The 26095-nt window shown below is 69.1% G+C and carries 21 protein-coding genes and 1 pseudogene; 16 read left to right on the top strand and 6 right to left on the bottom strand.

Translation table 11 applies throughout. The features are described 5' to 3' along the window. Positions 1-15: 15 nt before the first annotated feature. Positions 16-669, top strand: a complete 654-nt coding sequence (gene aat, locus G3M57_RS12745; RefSeq protein ID WP_056750917.1) for a leucyl/phenylalanyl-tRNA--protein transferase — start codon at positions 16-18, stop codon at positions 667-669. On the opposite strand, the gene G3M57_RS12740 is transcribed toward aat, so the two are convergent. Beyond that, on the bottom strand, positions 606-1265 hold the full coding sequence (locus G3M57_RS12740; protein ID WP_163230926.1) for a DUF2155 domain-containing protein: 660 nt from the start codon (positions 1263-1265) through the stop codon (positions 606-608). The two genes, aat and G3M57_RS12740, sit on opposite strands and share 64 nt — an antisense overlap. Position 1266: 1 nt before the next feature. Continuing rightward, positions 1267-1662, bottom strand: a complete 396-nt coding sequence (locus tag G3M57_RS12735) for an NADH:ubiquinone oxidoreductase subunit NDUFA12 (RefSeq protein ID WP_056750923.1) — start codon at positions 1660-1662, stop codon at positions 1267-1269. Positions 1663-1906: 244 nt separating this feature from the next. Between G3M57_RS12735 and G3M57_RS12730 the strand changes: the two genes are divergently transcribed. The 3 genes from G3M57_RS12730 to G3M57_RS12720 all read left to right on the top strand — a co-directional run bounded on the left by G3M57_RS12730 (position 1907) and on the right by G3M57_RS12720 (position 6302). Beyond that, entirely contained in the window at positions 1907-4672 is a 2766-nt protein-coding gene (locus tag G3M57_RS12730; RefSeq protein WP_163230924.1) for a TSCPD domain-containing protein, read from the top strand. 69 nt (positions 4673-4741) lie between these two features. Further along, positions 4742-5236, top strand: coding sequence for a pentapeptide repeat-containing protein (locus tag G3M57_RS12725; protein ID WP_163230922.1), 495 nt, complete (start codon positions 4742-4744; stop codon positions 5234-5236). Positions 5237-5333: 97 nt separating this feature from the next. Continuing rightward, a complete protein-coding gene (locus tag G3M57_RS12720; protein ID WP_163230920.1) occupies positions 5334-6302 on the top strand; it encodes a pentapeptide repeat-containing protein in 969 nt (322 codons plus the stop codon). 82 nt (positions 6303-6384) lie between these two features. Here the strand turns inward: G3M57_RS12720 and aspS are convergent, their stop codons facing one another. Together aspS and G3M57_RS12710 are read right to left on the bottom strand one after the other, a co-directional pair. Next, on the bottom strand, positions 6385-8223 hold the full coding sequence (gene aspS, locus G3M57_RS12715; RefSeq protein WP_163230919.1) for an aspartate--tRNA ligase: 1839 nt from the start codon (positions 8221-8223) through the stop codon (positions 6385-6387). 871 nt (positions 8224-9094) lie between these two features. Next, on the bottom strand, positions 9095-9853 hold the full coding sequence (locus G3M57_RS12710; RefSeq protein WP_163230917.1) for an EcsC family protein: 759 nt from the start codon (positions 9851-9853) through the stop codon (positions 9095-9097). Between the two features lie 196 nt (positions 9854-10049). On the opposite strand from G3M57_RS12710, the gene G3M57_RS12705 reads away from it, so the two are divergent. From G3M57_RS12705 to G3M57_RS12670, 8 genes are all read left to right on the top strand, one after another. Further along, a complete protein-coding gene (locus G3M57_RS12705) occupies positions 10050-10373 on the top strand; it encodes a GIY-YIG nuclease family protein (RefSeq protein WP_163230915.1) in 324 nt (107 codons plus the stop codon). Positions 10374-10421: 48 nt separating this feature from the next. Beyond that, positions 10422-10838 carry a hypothetical protein gene (locus G3M57_RS12700; protein WP_163230913.1) on the top strand — a complete coding sequence of 139 codons (417 nt, stop codon included), beginning with the start codon at positions 10422-10424 and terminating at the stop codon, positions 10836-10838. A gap of 314 nt (positions 10839-11152) precedes the next feature. Then, the gene (gene hdaA, locus G3M57_RS12695; protein ID WP_163230911.1) at positions 11153-11851 is read left to right on the top strand and encodes a DnaA regulatory inactivator HdaA; all 699 of its coding nucleotides are present in this window, start codon (positions 11153-11155) and stop codon (positions 11849-11851) included. Positions 11852-12060: 209 nt separating this feature from the next. After that, a complete protein-coding gene (locus G3M57_RS12690; protein ID WP_056750942.1) occupies positions 12061-14289 on the top strand; it encodes an RNA degradosome polyphosphate kinase in 2229 nt (742 codons plus the stop codon). Next, on the top strand, positions 14286-14729 hold the full coding sequence (locus G3M57_RS12685) for a hypothetical protein (protein WP_163230909.1): 444 nt from the start codon (positions 14286-14288) through the stop codon (positions 14727-14729). The genes G3M57_RS12690 and G3M57_RS12685 overlap by 4 nt, the downstream gene beginning before the upstream one ends. A 70-nt stretch (positions 14730-14799) precedes the next feature. Beyond that, positions 14800-16287, top strand: a complete 1488-nt coding sequence (locus G3M57_RS12680) for a Ppx/GppA phosphatase family protein (protein WP_163230907.1) — start codon at positions 14800-14802, stop codon at positions 16285-16287. A 319-nt stretch (positions 16288-16606) separates the two neighbouring features. After that, positions 16607-19591, top strand: coding sequence for a TonB-dependent receptor plug domain-containing protein (locus G3M57_RS12675; RefSeq protein WP_230983705.1), 2985 nt, complete (start codon positions 16607-16609; stop codon positions 19589-19591). 162 nt (positions 19592-19753) lie between these two features. After that, positions 19754-20038, top strand: coding sequence for a hypothetical protein (locus G3M57_RS12670; protein ID WP_163230905.1), 285 nt, complete (start codon positions 19754-19756; stop codon positions 20036-20038). A gap of 74 nt (positions 20039-20112) precedes the next feature. Here the strand turns inward: G3M57_RS12670 and G3M57_RS12665 are convergent, their stop codons facing one another. Next, complete coding sequence (locus tag G3M57_RS12665; RefSeq protein ID WP_163230904.1) at positions 20113-21837, bottom strand: ATP-binding protein; 1725 nt, start codon at positions 21835-21837, stop codon at positions 20113-20115. Positions 21838-21892: 55 nt separating this feature from the next. After that, positions 21893-23062, bottom strand: coding sequence for a ribonuclease D (gene rnd / locus G3M57_RS12660; protein ID WP_163230902.1), 1170 nt, complete (start codon positions 23060-23062; stop codon positions 21893-21895). Between the two features lie 112 nt (positions 23063-23174). Between rnd and purM the strand changes: the two genes are divergently transcribed. From purM to G3M57_RS12645, 4 genes and pseudogenes are all read left to right on the top strand, one after another. Further along, entirely contained in the window at positions 23175-24203 is a 1029-nt protein-coding gene (gene purM, locus G3M57_RS12655; RefSeq protein WP_163230900.1) for a phosphoribosylformylglycinamidine cyclo-ligase, read from the top strand. A 3-nt stretch (positions 24204-24206) separates the two neighbouring features. Then, positions 24207-24319: pseudogene (locus G3M57_RS27965) on the top strand (hypothetical protein); the annotation flags it as partial. A gap of 18 nt (positions 24320-24337) precedes the next feature. Continuing rightward, positions 24338-24919, top strand: a complete 582-nt coding sequence (gene purN / locus G3M57_RS12650) for a phosphoribosylglycinamide formyltransferase (RefSeq protein ID WP_163230898.1) — start codon at positions 24338-24340, stop codon at positions 24917-24919. Positions 24920-24964: 45 nt separating this feature from the next. Then, positions 24965-26014 carry a hypothetical protein gene (locus tag G3M57_RS12645; protein ID WP_163230896.1) on the top strand — a complete coding sequence of 350 codons (1050 nt, stop codon included), beginning with the start codon at positions 24965-24967 and terminating at the stop codon, positions 26012-26014. Positions 26015-26095 lie beyond the last annotated feature (81 nt).

The following is a 26095-nucleotide window of genomic DNA, read 5'->3' as shown; positions in this document are numbered from 1 at the left end:
GTCGGGCGGAACGCCATGGACGACGCCTTCACGGTCGATGATCTCATCGCCTGCTACGAGCGCGGCGTCTTTCCCATGGCGGACGCCCGCCACGACGAGAGCATCTTCCTGATCGACCCGGAACGCCGGGGCGTGCTGCCGCTGGACGGCGTGCACGTCCCGCGCCGCCTGGCCCGCACGGTTCGGGCCCAACCGTTCGAGATCCGTATCGACACGGCCTTCGACGCCGTGGTCGAGGCTTGCGCCGCCGCCCGGCCAGGACGTCTGGAGACCTGGATCAACAATCCGATCCAGCGCCTCTACGGCCAGCTGTTCGCCCGCGGCCTGGCCCACAGCGTCGAGTGCTGGGACGGCGAGGACTTGGTCGGCGGCCTTTACGGCGTGGCGTTCGGCGCCTGCTTCTTCGGCGAAAGCATGTTCTCGACCCGTCGCGACGCCAGCAAGGTGGCGCTGGTCCACTTGGCCGGCCGGCTGATCGTCGGCGACTATCGCCTGCTGGACACCCAGTTCATCACCGAGCATCTCGAACAGTTCGGAACGATCGAGATCTCGCGCGCCGACTATCGCCGTCGGCTGGGACGGGCCTGGACGGCCCCTGCCGATTTCTACCGACTTGCGGCCGGCGCCACCGGGGCCGACGTTTTGCAAGCGATCAGCCAGGCGTCGTAGACCGGATGTTCCAAGGGGTTCAGGCCCGGGGAATTGGCGTACATCCAACCCTTGTAGATCTGGCGCCCGGCCGGCGCCACGCGGCCTGGCAGGGCCTTGGGCTGGGTGTCTACCGTGACATAGGCCACCGAGTCCGGGGCATCCTCGTCGGGCGCGGTCGTTTCGCAGGCGCGGACCGTGAAGATCAGGGTCTTGTAGCGGATCGGCTGGCCGACCGGAGCCTCGAACCGCATGGTCTCGGTGGTGACCTTGTCGAGCGCCTGCAGAATGGCGACCGAAGAGCGGGCGCGCTTGAGCGGCTCGGCCGGCTTGTCCGGCGTCGTCGCGGTGGATTTGGCCGTCGACGCGGCCGGGGCGGGCGTTTCGTTCGCGGCCGATGAGGCGGCGGTCGTAGGCGTAGGGGCCTGCGCCGCGGGGCGTGGTCCGGGTAAAGGGCGTGACTGCTGTGGCACGACGATCGGCGCGGGAGCCGTCGGCGGCGCCGGGGCCGTTGGCGGTTGCTGTGGCGTGTTCTGCAGCGCCCAAGCTCCGCCGCCGGCGAGCGAACCCGCGACGACCAGCGCCGTCACGCCCGCCAAGGACCGCCGGACCGTCATCCTATTCGGGCGACCAGGGCTTGTAGTCGCTGGTGGCGACCGCGCGTTCGCCGCCGCGAGCCAGTGAGCCCTTTGGACGCCAGGCATGGATCGTGCCGGTCAGGTTGGGGTGGTGGTCCTTCTCCCAGGCGCGACGCTTCAGCGGCGCCACGGTCGGCGGCTCGTCGAAGGTGTAGTGCAGCCAGCCGCTCCATTCGGGCGGCACCTTTGAGGCCTCGGCGTAGCCGTCATAGATGACCCAGCGGCGCTTGCGGTCGTCATAGCTGTCGCTGTTGTCGCGGGCCTCGAAGTAGCGGTTGCCGTAATCGTCCTGGCCGACGAACACGCCACGACGGCTAATGTGGAAACGCTGACCGATGGTCGCGCCGTTCCACCACGTAAAGATCGCTTTCAGCACCGCGTCAGCACCAATCTCGCAAAGGTCCCAAACTGGGAGGATTTCGGACAACGCCGAGGCGTTGCGAAGCGGCCGGACTATAGGTCGGCGGCTCCTCAGCGTCCAGCATCCGACGCGCCAACGCCGCTTCAACATCTTGTGGATCGGGAGGCGTCCGAACCCCACATCTATTGAAGGGGCGGGTTCGGCGATCTAGGATGGCGAATTCTTGGCGCGCCCTGGCGCCCAGACCGCGGAATCGCCCATGCGCATTCAGTCCAGACACCCCGCCTCCACCCCACGCCTTGCGTTGCGTGAGATCGAGCGCCCAGACGCGGTCATTGAGGTGCTCGCGCCGGAAGATTGGCCGGACGCCCGGGTCGAGGCGTGGCTGGATTGGGCCGCCCGGGACTGCAACGACGGGGTGATCGACGCCGAGGCTCCGCTGGGCGGCGGCCCCGCCCGCTACGCCGATCACCTGGCCAAGACCGGTCTGTCCGACGGCCTGTTCGGCGACGCCGCCGACGCCAGCGCCTTCCGCGACGCCCTTTTGGCCACCATGCTGACGGGCTTGGCGTCGCCGGCGAGCACCGCCATGGCTCCGCTGCGGCTGCCCGACATCGGTGAGATCGAATTCAGGCGCGCCGCCGAAGGTCACCTGGCGCACTGGCGATCGGCGCGTCTGGCCGCCAAGGCCGCCGCCCGGCTCGACGCCGCCCTGGCCCAGGTCGGCGACGCGGTCCAGCGCTGCCATGGCGACGCCAAGGCCTGCGCCGATCCGTCCAAGAACAGCGCGCTCGGCCGCGCCGCCCGGAGGGCCCGCGACCTGGGGGCCGACGACCGGATGATCCTTGACGCCATCGCCCTGGCCGGCGCGCCGCGCACGGGCCTGATCGAGCCGGACGCGAAAGCCCCAGCCCCGCTCGTCGCCTCGGCTTCCCGCCAGGCCGTGGCGGCGGTGGACGAAGCCGCCAGTTTCGCCGCTCAGGTCGGTTGGGAGACCAGCGCGCTGGTGCTGGCCCTGTCGCCCGACGACGCCGAAAATCTGGCCCGGGGCGCGCCGGTTCGCGCCGCGATCGACGTCACCGCCTTCCAGCACGGCGAGGCCTTCGACACCGCGAGTTTCAATCAGGTTGTGGGCCTGTGGGCGACAGCCCTGGAGATCGAACGTGGCGACCGCCCGGCCGAGATCGGTCTGGCCGGGGTCGGCGACTGGCTGCTGACCCAGGGCCTTTCGCCCGCAGGCGAGTTGGGACGCGACGCAGCGTCGGCGCTCTGGGCCCTGGCGGTCGGCGCCGCGCTGAGCGCCAGCGCCGAGGCCGCCGCCGCGCTCGGCGCCGATCCTGCCTTCGCTCAGGAACGCCAGACGGTGTTGCGCAGCCTGGCCGAGCGCCGCGTGCGCGCCGCCGCCTTGCGCTCGCCCCTGGCCTCGGAGGCCGCCGCGGCCTTGGCTGTCGCCCACGGCCTGGCTCGCAAGCACGGCCTGCGTTCGTCGCGCCTGGTCGCCGCCTTCGCCGATCCGGAGGCGGCTCTTCGCCTGGGCGGCAAGCCCTTGGGTGCAGCAGCCGCCGCCGCGCCGATCTCGACCGCCCAGACCGCCGATGGCTTGCTGGTTCCGACTTTCAGCGCCGCCGGCCACATTTGCCTGACCGAAGCGGGCGCCGACTTCGACGCCGCCCGTCGGCACGCCATGGGTCATGGTTCGCTGGCCGACTCCCCCGCGATCGACCACACGGTGCTGCAGGCTCGCGGCTTCACCGCTCACGAGATCGAGCTGGCCGAGGACGCCCTGCGCCACGCGGACGACCTGCGCGCAGCCTTCGCCCCGGCCGTGATCGGCGCCGGCTTCCTCAGCGACGTTCTGGGCGTTCCCGCCGACCTGTTGGCCGATCCCGACTTCGACACCCTGGCCTTCGCCGGCTTCTCCGAGACCGAGATCGAGACGGCCGAGCGCCACGCCCTGGGCGCGCGCCGCCTGTCCGACTGCGAGGCCCTGGAAGGCGAACTGCGGGCGCTGTTCTCGGCCGTCGAACTCCCGGTCTTGGCGGACCGTCTGGCGATGCAGGCCGCCGTGGAGACCTTCACCTGCCTGGCCAATCCGGCGGTGCTGGACTTGCCCTTCGACGCTCGCCCCGCGGACGCCGCCCGCCTGCAAGCCGCCGCCGCCCGCGCTGGCGTCCGGGCCCTGCGGTTGAACCGCATCGCCGCCCCGGCGGGTTTCGTCCTCGCCCTGCCCGAGGAAACCGAGGCCCCCAAGCCCACGCGCCCCGAAACTGTTGTCGGGTCGCCGCCGCCCGCCCCCGTCAAGGAACGGATCGTCGAACGCGTGGTCGAGCGGGTCGTCGAGCGCGGCGGCCGCTCTCGCCGCAAGCTGCCCGACCGTCGCAAGGGCTATATCCAGAAGGCCGCGGTCGGCGGTCACAAGGTGTATCTGCACACCGGCGAATACGAGGATGGCGAGGTCGGCGAGATCTTCATCGACATGCACAAGGAAGGCGCCGCCTTCCGCAGCCTGATGAACAATTTCGCCATCGCCATCTCGATCGGCCTGCAATACGGCGTGCCCCTGGACGAGTTCGTCGACGCCTATGTCTTCACCAAGTTCGAGCCGGCCGGACCGGTGACCGGCAACGACTCCATCCGGTCGGCGACCTCGATCCTCGACTATATCTTCCGCGAACTGGGCGTCTCGTATCTTGGCCGCGACGATCTGGCCAACGCCGATCCGGGCGAGTTCAACGCCGACGGCCTGGGCCGAGGGGAAGGCGCGCCTGACGGCGAGGTCGAGGCCGAACCCTTGCCCGCCAGCAAGTTCATCTCCAAGGGCTTCTCGCGCGGCGCCGCGCCGGACAACCTGGTGTTCCTGCCGTTCGGCGGCCGCCGGGACCAGGAACCCCGGCCGGTCGGCGCTAGCGGCGACGTCTGCCCGGCCTGCGGCGACCTGGCCCTGAGCCGCAAGGGCGGCCTGGTGGTCTGCGACAGTTGCGGAACCCAGGCCGGCGCCGCTCCCGGCGAGAGCGACGCCGGCTAGCCGTTTGCCTGGCCTTAAGCTTGCGTGGCCATGCTTGATCGCCGTTCCCGCCGAAAGACGCGTGCCAGAATGAAACCGCTGCTCCCGATCCTCGCCGCCGCCGGCCTGCTGGCCCTCGCCGGTCCCGCGATGACCCAGAACGCCAGCCAGATCGCCCAGGTCCGGGGCGGCGCCAACTGTCCGCGCTGCAACCTGTTCCAGGCCGATCTCTCCGGCGCGGTGCTGAAAGGCCGGAACCTGGCCGGCGCCCGCCTGCGCCAGGCCGATCTCAGCCTGGCCGAGATGAACCGCACCAGCTTCGCCGGCGGCGACCTGCGCGACGTCAATTTCTATGGCGGGGTGTTCGGCGGCGCCAGCTTTGCGGGGGCTAACCTGACCAACGCCAGCCTGGTCGGCGCCTACCTCGAAGGGGCGAATTTCCGCGGCGCGACCCTGGCCGGCGCGAACCTCTCGGGGGCGGAGATGGACCGCGCCGTCGGGCTCACCCAGGCCCAGCTGAACCGGGCCTGCGGCGATATGTCCACCCGCTTGCCGCGCGGGTTTTCCGTGCCCGCTTGCCGTTAAACTTCCGTCATTACCGCGATTTAAGTGGCGCTTGGGCCTCGACGGTCCCAAATCGTAACTCACACGGTCGCTTATCTTGACCGGTCTGGAGGTTTCGATGTCCCGCTTGCGGATCACGGTCGCCGCTCTGTCGCTCGCCCTGTCAGCCATGGCCCACCAGGCCTATGCCGGGGTCGAGGACAAGGACGTGCCGCGCATGATCTCGCTGGGTGGCACGTGCGTGAACTGCGAACTGTCGGGACGCAAGCTGACCGGCGCCCGCTTCACCGGCGCCAACTACGCCAAGGCCAACCTGATCGGCGCCGACCTGCGCGGGGCCAGCTTCTTCGGCTCCAACTTCGTGGCCGCCGACCTGTCGCGAGCTGACCTGCGCGGCGCCGAGATGCGCGGCGCCAATTTCGTCGGGGCCCATTTCGCCGACGCCCGCCTGTCGGGCATCGAGAGCAGCGGCGCCAACTTCCAAGGCGCGGACATGCCGAGGGTCGACCTGTCCTCGTCGGAGCTGCACGGCGCCATCATGATCGGGGCCAATCTGGAGCGGGCCAACCTGTCGAGCAGCGAGCTGATGGGGGCCAACCTGCAGGGCGTCAACGCCAAGGGCGCCAATTTCAGCTCGGCCGAGCTGAACGCCAGCAACCTGATCGGCGGCAATTTCGAGCGGGCCTCGTTCCGCGACGCCGAGTTCACCGGCTCGATGCTGCGCGGCGCGATCTTCAACGGGGCCGATTTCGCCGGCGCCGACCTGTCGAACGCCAATCTCGCCGGGGCCGACCTGTCGAACGCCCGGGGCCTGGACCAGGACCAGCTGGACGAGGCCTGCGGCGACGGCGGCACCCGGTTGCCGCGCGGGCTGAACATTCGCAACTGCTCGGGCGGCAATGTCCGTGTCCGGGTCAGCTCCAGCTTCGAGCGCGCCCAGGCCGAGGCCGCCCGGGCCCAGGTCGAGGCCAACCGCTCCCGGATCGAGGCCGCCGCCCATGCCCGCGCCGCCGCCGCGCTGCGGGCCGCGCCCGCGCCGCCCCGGCCGCCCAAGGCCCCCAAGCCGCCGCGGGAGCTGGACAACTAGGCCTCCTCGGCCGCGAGACAAAGAAGCCCTCCGATCCTTCTGGACCGGAGGGCTTCTTCGTATGGGGCCGACCGCGCCAGGCCTACACCTTGATCGGCGGGGCCGAGCGGATGTGCAGTTCCTTGTACTGCCGCTCCTGGGCCTCGGCCGGGGCGTTCATAAGCAGGTCCTGGCCCTGCTGGTTCAGCGGGAAGGCGATCACCTCGCGGATGGCGACCTGCTCGGCCAGCAGCATGACGATCCGGTCGATGCCGGGCGCCAGGCCCCCGTGCGGCGGGGCCCCGAAGCGGAAGGCGTTGAGCATGCCGCCGAACTGGGCTTCGACCACCTCGGCGCCGTAGCCGGCGGTCTCGAAGGCCTTGAGCATGATCTCCGGCTTGTGGTTGCGGATCGCGCCCGAGCACAGCTCGTAGCCGTTGCAGACGATGTCGTACTGGTAGGCGCGGATGGTCAGCGGGTCCTGGGTCTCCAGGGCCTCCAGACCGCCCTGCGGCATCGAGAACGGGTTGTGCGAGAAGTCGACCTTCTTCTCCTCCTCGTTCCATTCGAACATCGGGAAGTCGACGATCCAGCAGAACTTGAACTGGTTCTCGTCGACCAGCTTCAGCTCGGTCCCCACGCGGGTGCGGGCCAGACCCGCGAACTTGGCGAACACGGCCGGGTCGCCGGCCACGAAGAAGGCCGCGTCGCCCTTGCCCAGGCCCAACGACTCCATCAGCGCCTGGGTCGGCTCGCCCAGGTTCTTGGCGATCGGGCCGCCCCAGCCGCCCTGGTCTTCCGACCAGAAGACGTAGCCCAGGCCCGGCTGGCCCTCGCCCTGGGCCCACGAATTCATGCGGTCGCAGAAGGCGCGGCTGCCGCCGGTCGGGGCCGGAATGGCCCAGATGGCGTTCTTGGCGTCGGCGCCCAGGATCTTGGCGAACAGGCCGAAACCGCCCTCACGGAAGTGCTCGGAGACGTCGGCCATCTTGATTGGGTTGCGCAGGTCGGGCTTGTCGCTGCCGTACCAGGCCATCGACTGGGCGTAGGTCAGGCGCTCGAAGCCCTTGTGCTCCAGCGTGGCGCCGAAATCGTTGGTGAAGGTATGGACGCCGTCGATCGGCGACACCGGCTTGCCGCCCGAGAACTCCTCGAACACCCCGTGCATCACCGGCTCGATGGCCGCGAACACGTCTTCCTGGGTGACGAAGCTCATCTCGACGTCGAGCTGGTAGAATTCCAGCGAACGGTCGGCGCGCAGGTCCTCATCGCGGAAGCACGGGGCGATCTGGAAGTAACGGTCGAAGCCCGAGACCATCAGCAGCTGCTTGAACTGCTGGGGGGCCTGGGGCAGCGCGTAGAACTTGCCCGGATGCAGGCGCGAGGGCACCAGGAAGTCGCGCGCCCCTTCCGGCGACGACGCCGTCAGGATCGGGGTCTGGAACTCGTTGAAGCCTTGCGCGAACATCCGCGAGCGGATCGACTGGATCACCTTGGACCGCAGCACGATGTTCCTGTGCAGGGTCTCGCGGCGCAGGTCGAGATAGCGGTGCTTGAGGCGGATCTCCTCGGGATAGTCCGGCTCGCCGAACACCGGCAGCGGCAGCTCGGCGGCCTCGCTCAGCACCTCGACGGCCGAGACGCGGATCTCGATCTCGCCGGTCGGCAGGTTGGGGTTCACCACCGAGGCGTCGCGGGCCACCACCTCGCCGTCGACCCGGATCACGCTCTCGGCGCGCAGCCGCTCGACCACCTCGAAGCCGGGGGTCTCGGGGTGCAGCACCAGCTGGGTCAGGCCGTAATGGTCGCGCAGGTCGATGAAGACCAGGCCGCCGTGGTCGCGCTTGCGGTGGATCCAGCCCGACAGGCGGACGGCGTTACCGGTGTCGGAAGCCCGCAGGGCGCCGCAGGTATGGGTGCGATAGGCGTGCGTCGAGGTCATGAAAAGTCTTTGGAACGCGTGATTTGCAAGGCGCGGAAAGGCGCATGGGGGGGCGTGGATGTCAAGGATTCTGGGGCAAAGTCCCTCCCCCTGTGGGGGAGGCGGCCGAAGGCCGGTGGGGGGCGTTTTCGGATCGTCGATCGTAGGTCCGGCCACCGGCCGATCACTCCCCCCTCCGTCGGCTTCGCCGACACCTCCCCCACAGGGGGAGGATCTTGGATGCATGGCTTGGCCGCCTCACGCGGATCACCGCTGAGCTGATGGAAAGGGACGCGGAGCGCCGGACATCGTCCGGAGTGTTTGAGTAGTATCCGTTTCGACGAAGCCCGATCGCTCCGCGCGGTCGTTATCCGGAAGCCCGCGGCGCTGAACCCTGTTAGGGCCTCGCCGCCTTGAAGCCTCCGACGGGCGGGCCAGGTCAACGAACCCCGGTCCCGGACCGCGAGCGCGTCACCGCCCGCCTGTTGCTCCGCCAGCCCTCGCGCCACGTCGTTTTTGTGTTCCAGGCCCGACCGGCTCCAGAGACGCGAGGTTTGGTCCAAAAGGACCGCCGACGGAGCTTCCCGCTCGATCGCCCCCCGCCGCCGCATCGGTCGCTGGCCATGCGCCCTTTCCCTGCGACGAGGTGAGATCAGGATAAGGGCGGTTTGGAGGGGTGAGGATCAAATCGGGTCGAGAAAGTTCAGGGCATTGAAATCGCTGGGGTTCGTTGCCTATCCGCCGAGCATAAGTCATCTCGAACCCTCTCCCGTGGGGAGAGGGAGAGGCCCGCCGCGCAGCGGTGGGAGGGTGAGGGCGTAAACCGCCGGCCGGCGCGCCGGCACGGCCTCAGTGAGAAACCGGTCAGGGTGTAATCCCTCACCCTCCCAAGCTACGCTTGGGCCCCACCCTCTCCCGCTGGGAGAGGGTGCGAGGCGGCGCCCTTGGCTTCATCGACCCACCGCATCCGATAGGCCATCATCGCCGTCTTCCCCAGGTGCGCCGTCAGCCGCCAGTTGACCACGGCCCCGACCGGGGCGCCGACCACGGGCAACAGCTGGGCCAGCTTGGCCAGGTCGATGTGGTCGCGGTACTGCTGCTGGAACGACCGCCAGTCGAAGCCCTTCAGGTCGGCCGGGTGGGCGCGCGCGTCCCAGTCGTCCATGGCCTCCAGCACCTTGACGCGGTGCTCCACGTCCGAGAAGGCCAGCTCGAAGATGTGCAGGATATAGAGCCGCTCGCTCAGCACGCTCCCGTCATGGCCGTAGAGGGCGGCGATCTCGAATAGGAGCTTCAGCTTGAAGCTCATCAGCAGCGGGAAGTCGGCCGCCGCCAGCAGGAACCCGCCCGCCCCGGCCACCCCGCCCTCGGCCCCGGCGGCGGTCTTCCAGCCCTGGATCGCGGTCGCCACCTTGGCCTCGCGCTGCTCCAGCGTGGCGTTTTGGAGCGGCGACGCCGTGGCGAAGTCGGCCCCGGTCAGGATCGCCCGGGTCATGGCCTCCATGGCCGCGGTGATCGCGGCGTGGACCTTCTCGGGAATGATCGTGTTGATTTTCCGCTGCACGGCCCGCGAGGCCTTGCCCAGCGGCCCGGCGGGCTTGGTGATGCGGGCGCGCCAGGCGGCGAGGTCTTGGGAGGTGGAGGCGGTCATGTGACTCCTATAGCGCGTCCCGCCGCCAGCCCCCACCGTCCGTCATTCCCGCCCTTGTGGCGGGAACCCCTGGCTCAGCCGACGGTGAGACGCCTTGGCGCGCCCGCGCGCCACACTCGGAACCCGCAGCAGATTGACGGTTGAACTGTACCGAATAAGATCAACCTATAGATTTAACGTCTCTCGCAGGCCCCCAATGGTCGCCGCCGACGCCTGGATCGCCGTCTACATGATGACCGACCATTATCGCGGCACGCTCTACACCGGCGTCACCGCCAATTTCCAAAGCCGCATCATCCAGCATCGCGAAGGCGTCGGCGGCTTCACGCGGCGCTACGATCTCAAGCGTCTGGTCTGGTACGAAATCCATGACCGGATGACCGACGCCATCCAGCGCGAGACCTCGATCAAGCGCTGGCGGCGCCAGTGGAAGATCAACCTGATCGAACGCGACAATCCGCGTTGGGACGACCTCTATGAGGCGGTGTTCAACTGGACGCCGGTTCCTCGTGTGATTTGATATGCCGCCGGCGCCCATAGCGGACATGCTAATTGTCTGTTCGGGTGGATGTCGGACGTTGCGCTGGTGGGCGATGAAGGCGAATTTGCCGCCATGCACCCGTTTCCACCAACATCAGAGTTGCAGTTCCTAGTCGGTCTGGAGATTTCCCAGATCTGCCTCGACCCGTGGTCTACGCAGGTCCGCTTTTCCGACGGCGGCCGGATTACCGTCGAAGGCCCCTTCGAACATTTGGACGCACAGGGTCGGCCGCATCTGCATCAGACAGGCGACGAGCAGGACATCGGCCCAATCTTCCTTCGAGACCTTCTCCAAAAGCGGGTGGTCATGGTTCAGCGTGACGCCAATCGTCTGACGATCGCCTTCGATAGCGGTGCGATCCTGAGACTTTGGAGCGAAGCAATCCCCTACGAGAGCGGGCAGATCCACCCTCCCGGCAGGGAGCACGAGCCAATCGTGTTCTAAATATCCGCCGAGGGTGAAAGCTGTCTTTTCCAAATAAGCGCCGTCATTCCCGCCCTTGTGGCGGGAACCTCTCTGTCCGTCGCAAGGGCGGAGGTGTGGCGCGCCAGCGCGCCATTTCGTTTCACCGTCAGCTGAACGAGGGGTTCCCGCCACAAGGGCGGGAATGACGGAGGTTAGGGGAAGTCTGAGGAAAGCCTGGCCCCCATCCACACCTCCTCGCCCCTCATCCCCAGCCAAACCGTCCGCCCACCTCGCCCTGCCCGCTTGCCGGCCCTATATCTCCGGTAACCGAGTAACCCTGTCCGGACGCCGCCTTGCCCCGTCAGTTCCGACTGCCGCTGACCGTCCCGCCCCGCTGGGACCGGGAGTCGTTCGCGTCGTCGCCGACCAACGCCGAGGCGCTGGAGGGGCTGGACGCCTGGCCGGCCTGGCCCGACGGGCGGCTGGCCCTGGTCGGGCCGGCGGGGACGGGCAAGACGCACCTGGCGCGCGACTGGGCGCGGCAGACCTCGGCCGTGGTGGTCGAGGCGGCCTCCACCGGTCACGGGCCGCTGGACCTGGCCGCCCTGCGCGGCCGGCCGCTGCTGGTCGAGGACGCCGACCGCCGCGCTGACGGCGACCTGGTCGACGACGAGACCCTGTTCCACCTGATCAACATGGCCGGGGTCGACGGCGGCAGCCTGCTGCTGACCGGCCGCCTGGCCCCCGTGGCGTGGGACGCGGGCGTCCCCGACCTGCGCTCGCGGCTCAACGCCCTGACCGTGGCCCGGATCGCCGAGCCCGACGACGTGGTGCTGGAGGCGGTGCTGCGCCGCGGCTTCGAGGCCGCGGGCATCCGGCCGGCGGCGGACCTCTATCCCTATCTGATGGCGCGATTGCCCAGGTCGGCGCCGGCGGCCCTGGCGGCGGTGAGCGCGCTGGACGAGGCGTCGATCCAGCAGGGCCGCGAGGTCAACAAGGCCCTGGCCCTGGCCGTGCTGGATTTCGGGGGCGCGGAGGACGAGGAGGACTGAGGGCGGCGTAAGCGCCTTGCGTCCTTCGAGGCTCGCCTTGCTCGCACCTCAGGATGAGGACGGCCGAGCGAGCCGCACCAACAGAGTTCCTCATCCTGAGGCGCCCGCGCAGCGGGCCTCGAAGGACGCATGGCGTCCACCCCCGTCCCCAATGTCTTGCTCCTGTCACCACCCTCCGTCACTCTGTGCACAGTAGACCGGAGCCCCCCATGACCGACGCCGCCGCCCTCGACCTGCCCGCCGCGCCTTCGCCGGCCGCGCCGGACCTGGCGGGATTGCGGCTGGACGACGAACTGCTGGGCTCGCCCGAGCGGTTCTTCAACCGCGAGACCTCGTGGCTGGCCTTCAACCAGCGGGTGCTGGAGGAGAGCGCCAACCCGCGCCACCCGCTGCTGGAGCGGCTGCGGTTCCTGTCGATCAGCGCCAACAACCTCGACGAATTCTACATGGTCCGGGTGGCCGGCCTGAAGGGCCAGGTGCGCGAGGGCGTGCGGGTGGTCAGCCAGGACGGGCTGACGCCGGGCGAGCAGCTGGCGCGGATCAACGCCTCGGCCGCCGAGCTGATGGCCGAGCAGCAGCGGATCTGGCGCGAGGTGCGGGCCGAGCTGTGGGGCGAGGGCCTCAAGCTGCTGGACGCCAAGGACATCGTCGGCCCCGACCGCGAGCGGGCCGAGGAGATCTTCCTGACCCGGATGTTCCCGGTGCTGACGCCGCTGGCCATCGACCCGGCCCATCCGTTCCCGTTCATCCCGAACCTGGGCTTCTGCCTGGCGCTGAAGCTGCGCCGCATCGCCGACGACAAGCACCTGTACGCCCTGGTGCCGGTGCCCAGCCAGGTGCAGCGGTTCTGGGAGCTTAGCCAGGCTCCGGCCAAGAGCACGCGCAAGCGCGAGCGGCGGATCGTGGCGCTGGAGAGCTTCATCATCCTGTTCCTGGGTCACCTGTTCCCCGGCTACGAGGTCGAGGGCCGCGGCCTGTTCCGTCTGATCCGCGACAGCGACCTGGAGATCGAGGAAGAGGCCGAGGACCTGGTGCGCGAGTTCGAGGCGCGGCTGAAGAAGCGCCGGCTGGGCCGCGTGGTGCGGGTCAAGATTCAGACCACCATGCCCGACGACCTGCGCGAGTTCATCATCGAGGGCCTGCGCGCCCAGCCCGAGGACGTGATCCTGGTCGACGGCAAGCTGGGCTTGGCCCAGATGGCCGAGCTGATCCCGCCCGACCGCCCGGACCTGAAGTTCAAGCCGTTCAACGCCCGCTTCCCCGAGCGCATCCGCGACCACGGCGGCGACTGCTTCGCGGCGATCCGCGAGAAGGACATCCTGGTCCACCACCCGTTCGAGAGCTTCGACGTGGTGGTGCAGTTCGTCCGCCAGGCGGCGCGCGACCCCAACGTGCTGGCGATCAAGCAGACCCTGTACCGGACGTCCAAGGACAGCCCGATCGTCGCGGCCCTGATCGAGGCGGCCGACAACGGCAAGAACGTCACGGCCCTGGTCGAGATCAAGGCGCGCTTTGACGAGGAGAATAACCTGAAGTGGGCGCGCGACCTGGAGCGGGCCGGCGTCCACGTGGTGTTCGGCTTCGTCGACTGGAAGACCCACGCCAAGCTGTCGGTGGTGGTGCGGCGCGAGGGCGAGGCCCTGCGCACCTACTGCCACTTCGGCACCGGCAACTATCACCCGCAGACGGCGCGGGTTTATACCGACCTGTCCTTGTTTACCTGTGACGGCGCGCTGGGCCGTGACGGCGGCAAGCTGTTCAACTTCATCACCGGCTACGCCCAGCCCCATGGGCTGGAGAAGCTGTCCTTCTCGCCCGAGACGCTGAAGCCGGACCTGCTGACCATGATCGCGGCCGAGGCCCGCAACGCCCGCGACGGCAAGCCGGCCTCGATCTGGGCCAAGATGAACGCCGTGGTTGACCCGCAGATCATCGACGCCCTCTACAGCGCCAGCCAGGACGGGGTGCAGATCGACCTGGTGGTGCGCGGCATCTGTTGCCTGCGTCCGGGCATCAAGGGCCTGTCGGAGAACATCCGCGTCAAGTCGATCGTCGGCCGGTTCCTGGAGCACGCCCGGGTGGTGGCCTTCGCCAATGGCGGCCCGATGCCCAGCGCCCAGACCCGGGTGTTCATCAGCTCGGCCGACTGGATGCCGCGCAACCTGGATCGCCGGGTCGAGAGCCTGGTACCGGTCGAGAACCCCACCGTGCACCAGCAGGTGCTGAACCAGATCATGGTCGCCAACCTCAACGACGAGGCCCAGAGCTGGAACCTCGACCCCGAAGGCCACTACGCCCGCGACCCGGCCTGGGACCGCAAGGGCGCCTTCTCGGCCCACGAATACTTCATGACCAATCCCAGCCTGTCGGGCCGGGGCCACAAGGTGAAGGACCTGCCCCAGGCCTTCGACCACGTGGGACCGCGTAAGCGAGGGTGAGGGCGCGGGGGCTCGTCGTCCTGGCGGCGTTGGGCGTCGCGTCCTGCGGACCCCGTCCGGCCGAGCAGGCGCGGATCTGCGCGATCTTCGCCCTGCCCGCCGTTCCCGGCGACACCCAGGTCGGCGACGCCGCGGACCTGGCCTGGGCCAAGGCGCGGGAGCGGGCGCTGTTCAGGTCGGGCGCGATCTACGGCCCCGGCTGGCAGGTGATGGGCCACGGCCGCGCCTGGGGCCGCTGCCCCGTTCGCGCCAAGCCGATCGAGCACCTGCTGATCAGCCCGGACGGAACCTACGCCATGACCAAGGGCGGCCGCCGGGCCGGTGGCCGGCCGGTCAGCTTCGGGTCCTGCTATTACGAGAACGGCCCGGCGGGCTGGCGCGTGCGCGCCTGCCGGCGGACCCTGGACGATCCCGCGCCGCTGGTCGGCCTCAAACGCTGAACTGTGGAGCGGAGAAAGCTTTTTGTTCACGCCGCCTTCCCCTCCCCGCCCAATGCGCTAAACCAAGCCCATGCCTTTTGCGGCGCCGCGCGACGCGGCCGTTATCGATATCGGCTCCAACTCGGTCCGCCTCGTGGTGTACCGGCTGGAAGGCCGCGCCATCTGGACCGTCTTCAACGAGAAGGTCCTGGCGGGGCTGGGCCGTGACCTGGGCGACGGCGGCCGGCTGAATCCCGAGGGCGTGGCCCAGACCCTGGCGGCCCTGAAGCGCTTCCGCGCCGTGCTCGAGGCGGTCAAGCCGGCCGAGACCTTCATCGCCGCCACCGCCGCCGTGCGCGAGGCCAAGGACGGCGCGGCCTTCGTCGAGCAGATCAAGGCCGAGACCGGCTTTGCCACCCGCGTGCTGTCGGGCGAGGAAGAAGCCCGCTACGCCGCGCTGGGCGTGCTGGCCGGCGCGCCCGACGCCACCGGCGTGGTCGGCGACCTGGGCGGGGCCAGCCTGGAGCTGGTGCGTCTGGAGACCACGGGCGCGGGTCTTGGCGTCACCCTGCCGCTGGGCCCGTTCAGCCTGGGCCTTTCGGAAGGCTTCGACCTGGAAAAGGTGCGCCGGCTGTGCGCCCAGCGCCTGGCCCCGGCGGCCCAGGCCTTCAGGACCGACGTCTTCCACGCCGTGGGCGGCGCCTGGCGCAACCTGGCCCTGCTGCACATGCGCCTGGCCGGCTATCCGCTGCACGTGGTCCACCAGTACAGCATCGGCCGAGCCGAGGCCCTGGACGCCGCGCGCCTGGTCGCCCACCAGTCCAAGAGCTCGCTCGACCGCATCGAAGGCATGAGCAAGAAGCGTTCGGAGACCCTGCCCTACGCCGCCGTGGTGCTGGAGCAGCTGATCGAGAGTCTGGACCTCAAGCGCATCGAGATCTCGGCCTATGGCGTGCGCGAGGGCCTGCTGTTCGAGGCCATGCCGCCCGGCGTGCGCCGGCTGGACCCGCTGGTCGAGGGCTGCGCCTCGCTGGGGGCCCGGCAGGGGGTGGCCGACGAGCTGGGGGCGGCGCTGGACGCCTGGCTGGCCCCCGCCCTGGCCCAGCTGCCGCCCTGCTTCGACCAGCGCGACCCCGTCCTGGCTTCGGCCGCCTGCCGCCTGGCCGACCTGGGCGCCCGCCTGCACCCCGACCATCGCGCCGACCTGGTGTTCGAGCAGGTGCTGCGCGCGCCGATCGCCGGCCAGACCCACGCCGAGCGGGCCTTCCTGGCCGCCGCCACCTTCGCCCGCCACGCCACGGCCTTCACGCCGCCGGAGCTGGACGTGCTGGAGCGCCTGCTGTCACCCGGCCGCCTCAAGCGGGCCCGGGCCGTCGGCGCCGCCATCCGCCTGGGCTGCGACCTGTCGGGCCGCAGCGCGCCCCTGCTGGCCCGGTCGCGACTCGCCATCGACAAGGGCGACCTGCTGCTGGCCGCCGAACCGGGCTACGCCGACCTGCTGCTGGGCGAGCAAACTGCCAAAAGAGCGAGCGCCTTGGCCACGATTCTGGGCTTGAAGCTCAAAATCACCGCGCTCTGAAAACGACCTTCAAGGGCGCATCTCAGGATTGCGCGAAATCCGGTTCCGGCCGAAATCCCGTCAATCCGCGAAATTTCACGCATTGAAACGCACATTTCACCCCTGAGACATAAGGGGTCAACTCGTGTCGGATTGTGTCAAAAAAACCACGTTACATTTCATTAATGCGACAACTATTGACCGAACGTCCCAAGCATCGATAGCCCTTCTGCAACCACGCTTAGGAAAGCTAAGCCGTAGGTCACCGCGGCGCGACGAACCGCGCCTGCATTTTTGGGGGTCACCGACTTTGAGAACTAAACCCACGCGCGCGCGGCTGATGGCCACGACGATGATCTGCGGCGCCGCTGTCGCCGCGCTCGGCGCCGGCCAGGCCGCCGCCCAGACCGCCGCCCCGACCGACCAGACCGAGGTCGAGGAAATCGTCGTCACCGGCTCGCTGTTCCGCCGTACGGACACCGAAACGCCCTCGCCGGTCACCGTGATGACCGCCCAGACCCTGCAGCGCGCGGGCATGACGACGGCCACGGACGCGATCCGTTCGGTCTCGGCCGACGGCGCCGGCTCGATCGGCACCGGCTTCCAGAGCGGCTTCAGCGCCGGCGGCTCGGCGGTCTCGCTGCGCGGCCTGGGCGTCTCCTCGACCCTGGTGCTGGTCGACGGCCTGCGCTCGGCCAACTTCCCGATCAACGACGACGGCCATAACGCCTATGTCGACCTCAACAGCATCCCGTTCAGCCTGATCGACCGCATCGAAGTCCTGAAGGACGGCGCCTCGTCGAGCTACGGCGCCGACGCCATCGGCGGCGTCGTCAACCTGATCCTGAAGAAGCAGTTCGAAGGCGTCTCGGGCAGCGCCGAATTCGGCCAGAGCCAGGAGCGCGACGCGCGCCACCAGCGCTTCGACCTGACCCTGGGCTACGGCGACTACGCCGAGAAGGGCTGGAACTTCTACGTCAACGGCGAATACCAGAAGGACGGCCGCGTCAGCAGCCACAGCCGCGGCTTCCCCTACAACACCCAGGACCTGCGCCCGATCGGCGGCCTGGACAACAACACCGCCGACAGCAGCCTGACGACCGCCACCCCGACCGCCGTCGTCGTGCGCACCACCCAGGGCGACCTGAACAATCCGCTGTCGGGCGGCGTGCAGCCTTTCGCCGACGGAACCTATATCGACTCCAAGGGGGACACCCAGCCCTACAGCAACTACACGTCGCTGGGCCTGGGAACCTGCCTGGCCGGGACCTACACCGCCACCACCGGCGGCTCGCGCGGCGTCGGCTGCAAGTACGACCTGGTCGACCTCTACAACCAGATCCAGCCCAAGCAGGAGCGCTATGCGCTGAACGGCCGCCTGAGCTTCAAGCTGGGCGAGAACGTCGAAGGCTATGTCGCCGGCAGCTACTCGTACGACTTCGTCAGCATCAAGAACCAGCCGCGCGCCGTGCGCAACACCCAGCCGTTCGGCGGTTCGGCGAACCTGGCGTCGACCAACCCCGGCATCGTCCTGCCGGTCTGGATCTGCACCTCCGGCGTCAACTGCGCCGATCCGGCCGCGGCCGGCCGTCGCCTGAATCCGAACAACCCGTACGCAACCACCTACGCCAACGATCCGGCCAACGGCGCGGCCCGCCTCTACTACCTGTTCGGCGACATCCCCGCCGGCAGCGACCGCACCAACGAAGTGTACCGTGGGACCGCCGGCCTGAAGGGCGACTTCGGCGGCGACTGGAACTGGCGCGTCGACGCCGTCGCCGCTCGTGACAACCTGAAGATCGAGCAGTACGGCTACCTGAACATCGCCAACCTGCTGAAGTCGATCAACACGGGCAGCTACGACTTCGTGAACCCGGGCAACAACACCCAGGCCATCCGCGATTTCATCTCGCCGACCGTGACCACCCCGTCGCACTCGACGATGTACTCGCTGGACGCCTCGATCACGAAGGAGCTCTGGGAGCTGCCGGGCGGGACCATGCAGCTGGCCGTCGGCGGCCAGGTCCGCAAGGAAGAACTGGTCAACAACAACCAGAACGCCAAGCTGGACACCTATTCGCTGACCACCTCCTCGGCGTTCGGCAAGCACACCGTCACCGCCGGCTATTTCGAAGTGCTGGCGCCGGTGCTGGACCAACTCGAGATCAACGCCTCGGGCCGCTACGACCACTATTCGGAAGGCTTCAGCCACTTCTCGCCGAAGATCGGCGCCAAGTACACGCCGCTGCGCCAGCTGGCGTTCCGCGGCACCTATTCGAAGGGCTTCCGCGCTCCGACCTTCGCGGAATCGGGCGCGCGCAGCCAGTATGCCGGCTTCTCGACCTTCACGCCGCCGGCAACCTTCCAGAACGCCCACGGCGGCCTGACCTCGGCCGGCAACACCAACCCCTACGCCCAGGCCTATTCGCTGGGCGGCGGCTATGTCGGCAACCCGGACCTGAAGCCGGAAAAGTCGCGTAGCTTCACCCTGGGCGTGATCGCCGAGCCGACTCCGTGGCTCAGCCTGACCGTCGACTATTACGACGTGAAGAAGTCGGACCTGATCGTGGCCGGCCCGCTGCTCGCCAAGGCCCGCAACGCCTACTATACCGGCACGGACGTCACGAGCGCCTGCGCCGCCGTGGCCGCCGTGGGCGCGGGCTATTCGTGCAACCTGGTCGACGGGATCGACCCGCTGTTCCCGACCGCCCTGCCCCGCGTGCTGATCATCAACGCGCCGTTCGTGAACGCCGACTTCTCGAAAACCGCGGGCGTCGACTTCTCGGCCACGGCCAAGGCGAACCTGCCCTTCGACGCCAAGCTGACCAGCCGGGTCGAAGTCACCCACGTGCTGAAGTACGACCTGCACACGTCCAGCGGCGTGCAGAAGTACGCCGGCACGCTGGGCCCGTACCAGCTGTCCTCGGGCAACGGTACGCCCGACTGGCGCGGCAACTGGCAGAACACGGTCGAGTGGGGCCGCTACAGCCTGTCGGCGACCGCCTACTACGTCGGCAAGATCAAGTCGGTGGCCGCTGACCAGCGGACCAGCACCGATTGCGTCACCGCCAACCAGTATGCGACCGGCGACAAGGTCCTGGGCGAAAAGTTCTGCTACATCAAGAAGTTCGTCAACGTCGACCTGAACGGCACGGCGCAGATCACCGACTCGGTCCAGGTCTACGGCCACGTCGGCAACCTGTTCGACGAGAAGGCCCCGGTCGCGCCGGGCGCCTATGCCAGCGCCCCGAACTTCCTGACCACCTTCCACTATCCCGGCCTGATCGGCCGGACCTTCAAGCTGGGCGTGCGCTTCACCTACTAAGCACTTCGCCTTGAAAACGGATGGGGCCGGTTCCGAAAGGAGCCGGCCCTTTCTTTTTGGCGTTCACCGCCGCGACACCCCGCCGCAACCGAACGACGCTCGGCGAGCACGGTTTGTTATCCACAGCCGCCGCAAGCTCGACCTCATAAACGGAGAGCATCCATGCAGAAGCAGCGGATCGTCGAAGTCGAACACGAAGACCATGTCGCCACCTTTCCTGCGCCGCGCGCGGGGCCGCGACTGCGGCTCGCCAACGCCGACGACGTGTCGGTCGTCGGTCCGGCCCGCCGCCTGCAGAACGACCTGGCTCGCGCCTTCGCGGCCGACTCCGGCTGGTCGGTGAAACGCACCGTGATCGTCGGCTGCGTGTTCCATGGCGTGGTGCTGGGCTCCCTGGCCGTGGCGGCCAGCAACCTCCTCCCGCACATCGTCCGCTGGGGCAGCTAGAGCTAGAGCGGACCGGGCGAAGGCGATCGGACGCGGCGCGGAAAAAGAGCCAGCCTCGTTCGATCAGCTCGGCTCTAGGCCCGGACCAGATCCGGATCCAGCGCCCGCCACAGCACCCGCTGCAAGGTCGCGGCCTGGAACGGCTTTTCGATCCAGTCGTCCATCCCGGCCGCGCGGCAGGCTTCGCGCTCGGCGTCCGAGACGCCGGCGGTGACGGCGATCACCGGCGTGGTGGTGTTCGGGCCTGTGAGGCGCAGACGGCGCGTGGTCTCCAGCCCGTCGAGCCCCGGCATGTTGACGTCCATCAGGATCACGTCGAAGCGCCGCTCGCCGGCCAGGGCCAAGCCCGTTTCGCCGTCGGCGGCCAATTCGACCCGCACGCCCATGGCGTCGAGGATGTGGCTCAAGAGCCGCCGGTTGACCTCGTGATCGTCGACCACCAGGGCCAGGGGCGACCGGTCGAAGACGCTTGGCGGCGGCTTGGGCGCCGCTGTCGGTTCGGCGACGGCCGGCGCCACGCCGGCCGCCATCGGCAGGGTCAGCTCGAACACCGCGCCGCCTTGGGACGGTGAGCGCGCGGTCAGGTCCCCGCCCATCAGCCGCGCCAGGTCCCGGCTGATCGACAGGCCAAGACCCGTCCCGCCGAAGGTGCGCGCCGTATCGGGACCCAACTGGTCATAGGCCGTGAACAGCCGCGCCACCTGCTCGGGCGACAGGCCGGGTCCGGTGTCGGAGACCTCGACGGCCACCCGCCAGCCGTCCCCTCGCCGCTCGGCCCTGACGCTCAGCGCGACCCGGCCCGTCGGGGTGAACTTGATGGCGTTGGACAGCAGGTTGTTGAGCACCTGGCGAAGGCGCACCGGATCGCCGCGCAGCCATGGGGGCAGGTCCCGTTCGCCCGCCAGGTCCAGCGCCAGCCCCTTGGCCCTGGCCTCGTCGCGCCAGAAGCGCACGGTCTCGTCGATCAGCGCTCCCGGCGAAAAATCCAGCACCTCGACGCTCATCCGGCCAGCCTCGATCTTGGAGACGTCCAGCAGGTCGTTGAGCAGCGCGCGCATCATCGCCCCGGCGTCGGCGATCAGGGCGGCCTTGTCGCGGGCCCGCGCGTCGCCGGCCTCGCGCGCCAGGTCGCCGGCCCCGCCGAGGATGGCGCTCAACGGCGTGCGCAGTTCGTGGCTGACCATGGCCACGAAGGCCGACTTGGCCGCGGTCTGGGCCTCGGCGAGGCGCCGGGCCGACCGCTCGGCCTCGAAGGTCCGTCGCGACCAGGCGAACACCAGGCCCAGCACCAGGGCGAACAGGGCCACGCCCATCAGGTAGTAGGCCCCCAGCGGATCCTGGCGCGTTGCCGACGTCAGGGGCAGGACGAGCATGTAGGTCATGTGCGGCGTCACGGCCGCCAGGAACGCCGCCACGCAGCCCTCGGCGCCCATTAGGGCGGTCAGCACTGAGCCGGACACCAGGATGATCGCCGAGGCCGTCGCCACCGGCGTCCCCAGCGCCCAGATCGGCAGCGACGCCCAGCCGAACACCACGGCCAGCAGCACGTCCGAGGCCAGGTTGAAGATCACGGCGCGCCCGGGTTCCGCGCGGGTCAGAAAATAGCGCAGCGCCTGCTGCTCGATGATCTGGGCGACGATGCACGCCGCGGCCCAAGGCACCAGGAAGTGAAAGGCCGGCCGCCAGACCGTGGCGGCGACGACGACCAGGATGACGAAGACCCGCAGCGGGATCTGGCGGCGATGGGAAATCGCGGCGGGCCTGTAGGCGGCCGCCAGTTGATCCCAAGCCACCCGCATACGCAACGCCCCCGACAGCCGCCGGACATCAGGAGAGGTCGCCCCTCCCGCGCCCTCAGTCCGGCTTGGGCGCGCGGCGCACTTCCACCACACGAACCCGGGTTCCGTCCAGCACCAAGGCCAGCTCGCCGCGCTTGATCTTCAGGGCGTCGGACCCGAAGGCCTCCAGACGCCAGCCTTGCAGGGCGGGCGTGTTGGCCTCGTCGTCGGCGGCGATCTTCTCCAGGTCAGAGACCGTGGCGATCAGCTTGGAGGCCACGCCGGCCTCCTCGGCCCGGGCCTTGAGCAGCACCTTCAGCAGCTCGACCACGGCGCCCGCCGAGGCGGGCGGCGGCGGGCCGGACTTCTCCAGCACCGGGGCGTAGCCTTCCGGATCGGCCAGGGCGGCCTTGATCGCGGCCAGCAGGTCGGGACCGAACTTGGAGCCGCCGAAGCCCTTGGGCACGCTGCGCAGGGTGTTGAGGCCCTCCAGCGAGGTCGGGGCCTGGGTGGCCAGCTCGTCGATGGCCTCGTCCTTGAGGATGCGCCCGCGTGGCTGGTCGCGGCTCTGGGCGGTGCGCTCGCGCCAGGCGGCCACGGCCTTGAACACCGCCAGGTACTTGGCGCCGGTCTTGCGCGGGCGCAGGCGGCGCCAGGCCTTTTCCGGATCGACGTCGTAGGCGGCCGGGTCGTTGAGCGCCTTCATCTCCTCTTCCACCCAGGCCAGGCGGCCGGCCTTGTCCAGGCGGTCGCGCAGGATGGGGAACAGGGTCGCCAGGTGGGTGACGTCGGCGACGGCGTAGGTCAGCTGGGCCTCGCTCAACGGCCGGCGGGCCCAGTCGGTGAAGCGGCTGGACTTGTCCAGCTCGATCTTCAGCATCTGGCGGACCAGGGCGTCGTAGGCGATCTGCTCGCCGAACCCGGCGGCCATGCCGGCCACCTGGGTGTCGAACAAGGGCGTCGGCATGGCGTCGAGATTGTTGAAGATCTCGACGTCCTGGCGAGCGGCGTGGAACACCTTCAGGACCGACGGGTCGCGCAGGATGTCGAGCAACGGCGCCAGGTCGATACCTTCGGCCAGCGGGTCGATACAGGCTTCGGTGTCGGGCGAGGCCACCTGGATCAGGCACAGCTTGGGCCAGTAGGTGGTTTCGCGCATGAACTCGGTGTCCACGGCGATGAAGGGCTGGCCCTTCAACTCATTACAGAACGCCGCCAGCTCAGCGGTAGTGGTGATCGTCGTCATCGGCTGCTAATAGCCTCGCGCACCCCCGAGTCTGCAAGCACAAGCTTAGGGGGAGCGGCAAGTTTCCTTTCAAAAACGGTCCATTGGGCCGTCTTCGAGCCAGAGCAAGCGCATGAGCGACCCCCAGAACGGCCTCACCTACGCCCAGGCCGGCGTCGATATCGATGCGGGCAACGCCCTGGTCGAGGCGATCAAGCCCCTGGCCAAGGCCACCCGGCGTCCCGGCGCCGAGGCGGGACTGGGCGGTTTCGGCGCCCTGTTTGACCTGAAGGCGGCCGGCTACGACGATCCCCTGCTGGTCTCCACCACCGACGGCGTCGGCACCAAGCTGCGCATCGCCATCGACACGGGCATGCACGCCACGGTCGGGATCGACCTGGTGGCCATGTGCGTCAACGACCTGCTGGCCCAGGGCGCCGAGCCCTTGCTGTTCCTCGACTATTTCGCCACCGGCAAGCTGGACGTGGCGACCGCCACCAGCGTGGTGGCCGGCATCGCCGACGGCTGCAAGCTGGCCGGCGCGGCCCTGGTCGGCGGCGAGACGGCCGAGATGCCGGGCATGTACGGCGACGGCGAATACGACCTGGCCGGCTTCTCGGTCGGCGCGGTCGAGCGCGACGGCGTGCTGCCCAAGCTGGACCGCCAGCGGGCCGGCGACCTGATCATCGGCGTCGGCTCGTCGGGCCCGCACTCCAACGGCTACAGCCTCGTGCGCCGCGTGGTCGAGCGCTCGGGCCTGGCCTGGGACGCCCCGGCGCCATTCGCTGAAGGCCAGACCCTGGCGCAGGCCCTGATGGCCCCGACCCGCATCTATGTGAAGTCGATCCTGCCCCTGCTGCAGTCGGGCCGCGTCAAGGGCGGCGCCCACATCACCGGCGGCGGCCTGATCGAGAACCCGCCCCGCTGCATCGCCGAGGGCCTGGTGCCCGAGTTCGACTGGAACGCCTGGCCCCTGCCCCCGGTCTTCGACTGGCTGCAGCGCGAGGGCGGCATCAGCGACCACGAGCTGCGCCGCACGTTCAACTGCGGCGTCGGCTTCATCCTGGTGGTCGCGGCGTCCGACGCCGAGCCGGTGCTGGCCGCCCTGCTGAACGCCGGCGAGGACGCGTTCATCTGCGGGCAGTTGATCCAGGCGGCCTAGGTCGTGTGTGAAATCCTCGTCCTTCGACAGGCTCAGGATGAGGATTTCAATTCAGGCTCCAAGCAGCCCGCATCTCCCGTAGCCCTCATCCTGAGTTTGTCGAAGGACGAGGGCGGCCCCACGGAGCCATCCGCGTGACACACAAGACCAAGGTCGCCGTCCTGATCTCCGGCCGGGGCTCCAACATGGAGGCCCTGGTCCGGGCCGCCCAGGATCCCGCCTGCCCGTTCGAGATCGCCCTGGTGCTGTCCAACAAGCCCGAGGCTGGCGGCCTGGTCACCGCCGCCGCGGCTGGCGTCGAGGCCCTGGCCGTGGACCAGAAGCCCTACGGCAAGGACCGCGAAGCCCACGAGCGCGCCATCGACGCCGCCCTGCGCGACCGCGGGATCCAGGTGGTGGCCCTGGCCGGCTACATGCGCATCCTGACGCCGTTCCTGGTCAACGCCTGGGAAGGCCGGATGCTGAACATCCACCCGTCCCTGCTGCCCGCCTATCCGGGCCTGGACACCCACGGCCGCGCGCTGAGCGCCGGCGAGGTCGAGGCCGGCTGCACCGTCCACCTGGTCACCGCCGGCGTCGACGAAGGCCCGATCCTGGGCCAGGCCCGCGTGCCGATCCTGCCGGGCGACACCGACCACATGCTGAGCGACCGCGTGCTGGAGCAGGAGCACCAGCTGTATCCGGCGACCCTGGCCGCGTTCGTGCGCGGGCTCTGATATTCGGGCTTCATCGGTCGCCGTTGCGTGGCTAGGTTGCGCATCATGAAGCGTGACCATTTACTGCCGCTGGGTCTCCGGCAGAGCCTGTCGGCGTTCGGAGAGCGTCTGGTCTCGGGTCCGGCGCCCGATGGCGCGATCCTGGAACGGATCCTGACAGACATCGAGGACTTGCCGGCCGACGCCGTCTCGCGCGCGGCGCATGAGATCAACGCCGGAGTGCGGCTCGGCTGGGTTCGTCCCGCGCCAAGAAAGCGGGGCGTCCTGGATCTGTTTCTGGGCGCCCCGGTGGGGCCACCGTCGGAACGCGAGCTGATGACCGCCGATCCGCGCTACGCCCGGCTTTTTCTCTTTCATTCCGACGGGCGGATTCGCGAGGCGGCGCTGGACGCCCTGGTCGAGCCGCCCGCCACGCCCTTTGCCTTCGCAGCGATCGCGCTTCGGCTCAACGACTGGGCCGAGCCGGTCCGGGCCGCCGCCGTCCGCTGCGCCGAACGGCTCTTTCCCCTCGCCTCTCCCGAGTTGACGGCTCGAACCGCGATCGACCTGGTCGACAAGGCCTTCCGTTGGCGAAGGTGGGGGCAAGAGCGCCAGGCGCTGGACGCGGTCTTCGCCAACCCCGCGGTGGCTGCCCATGTCGCGCCCCTATTCCTGACAGGCGCAAATGGGCCTCTCGCGACCCGGTTGCGACAACTGCTGCGTTATCCTGGATTTGATCGAGGCTTGGCCGAACTCGCCCGTGACGCGGTGCAGCCGTCGATCCGGGCGACGGCGCTGAAATGCCTGATCGAGCGCAAGGTCCATTGGCCCGTCGGACACGGGTGGAAGTGGATCGACAAGGCCTATGGCCTGCGCCGGCGCGTCGTTTTGACCGAAAGCCGTGAACTGGCCACCGATCAGGATCCCGAGGCGCTAATTCGACAGGGGCTTGTCGATCGCTCCGCCGTCGTGCGCCGGGTTGCGGCCGACGCGCTGATCGAGCACCGCGCCTCGGTCCGAGACCTGGATCAACTGATCGCCCGCATGACCGCCGACCGCAGTCCATCGATCCGCGAGCGCGCCGACTATATGATCCGCCACCCCCTCGGAACCTGACCACTTTCAGGAACTCCAGCGCACCCCGACTTGCACGAGGGCGAACAAAGCTCGCCTTGGACGCCGCGAAAAGCAGCGCGG

Source organism: Caulobacter rhizosphaerae, from assembly GCF_010977555.1.
Classification (GTDB): domain Bacteria; phylum Pseudomonadota; class Alphaproteobacteria; order Caulobacterales; family Caulobacteraceae; genus Caulobacter; species Caulobacter rhizosphaerae.
Note: the sequence above shows the minus strand (reverse complement) of the source record. Positions and strands in the feature narration are given on the sequence as shown.

Excerpts from the sequence above, each read along its gene's own strand:
- aat (WP_056750917.1), top strand. The coding sequence starts at position 16 with ATGGACGACGCCTTCACGGTCGATGATCTCATCGCCTGCTACGAGCGC.
- G3M57_RS12740 (WP_163230926.1), bottom strand. The coding sequence starts at position 1,265 with ATGACGGTCCGGCGGTCCTTGGCGGGCGTGACGGCGCTGGTCGTCGCG.
- G3M57_RS12730 (WP_163230924.1), top strand. The coding sequence starts at position 1,907 with ATGCGCATTCAGTCCAGACACCCCGCCTCCACCCCACGCCTTGCGTTG.
- G3M57_RS12725 (WP_163230922.1), top strand. The coding sequence starts at position 4,742 with ATGAAACCGCTGCTCCCGATCCTCGCCGCCGCCGGCCTGCTGGCCCTC.
- G3M57_RS12720 (WP_163230920.1), top strand. The coding sequence starts at position 5,334 with ATGTCCCGCTTGCGGATCACGGTCGCCGCTCTGTCGCTCGCCCTGTCA.
- aspS (WP_163230919.1), bottom strand. The coding sequence starts at position 8,223 with ATGACCTCGACGCACGCCTATCGCACCCATACCTGCGGCGCCCTGCGG.
- G3M57_RS12710 (WP_163230917.1), bottom strand. The coding sequence starts at position 9,853 with ATGACCGCCTCCACCTCCCAAGACCTCGCCGCCTGGCGCGCCCGCATC.
- G3M57_RS12705 (WP_163230915.1), top strand. The coding sequence starts at position 10,050 with ATGGTCGCCGCCGACGCCTGGATCGCCGTCTACATGATGACCGACCAT.
- G3M57_RS12700 (WP_163230913.1), top strand. The coding sequence starts at position 10,422 with ATGTCGGACGTTGCGCTGGTGGGCGATGAAGGCGAATTTGCCGCCATG.
- G3M57_RS12690 (WP_056750942.1), top strand. The coding sequence starts at position 12,061 with ATGACCGACGCCGCCGCCCTCGACCTGCCCGCCGCGCCTTCGCCGGCC.
- G3M57_RS12680 (WP_163230907.1), top strand. The coding sequence starts at position 14,800 with ATGCCTTTTGCGGCGCCGCGCGACGCGGCCGTTATCGATATCGGCTCC.
- G3M57_RS12675 (WP_230983705.1), top strand. The coding sequence starts at position 16,607 with ATGGCCACGACGATGATCTGCGGCGCCGCTGTCGCCGCGCTCGGCGCC.
- G3M57_RS12670 (WP_163230905.1), top strand. The coding sequence starts at position 19,754 with ATGCAGAAGCAGCGGATCGTCGAAGTCGAACACGAAGACCATGTCGCC.
- G3M57_RS12665 (WP_163230904.1), bottom strand. The coding sequence starts at position 21,837 with ATGCGGGTGGCTTGGGATCAACTGGCGGCCGCCTACAGGCCCGCCGCG.
- rnd (WP_163230902.1), bottom strand. The coding sequence starts at position 23,062 with ATGACGACGATCACCACTACCGCTGAGCTGGCGGCGTTCTGTAATGAG.
- purM (WP_163230900.1), top strand. The coding sequence starts at position 23,175 with ATGAGCGACCCCCAGAACGGCCTCACCTACGCCCAGGCCGGCGTCGAT.
- G3M57_RS12645 (WP_163230896.1), top strand. The coding sequence starts at position 24,965 with ATGAAGCGTGACCATTTACTGCCGCTGGGTCTCCGGCAGAGCCTGTCG.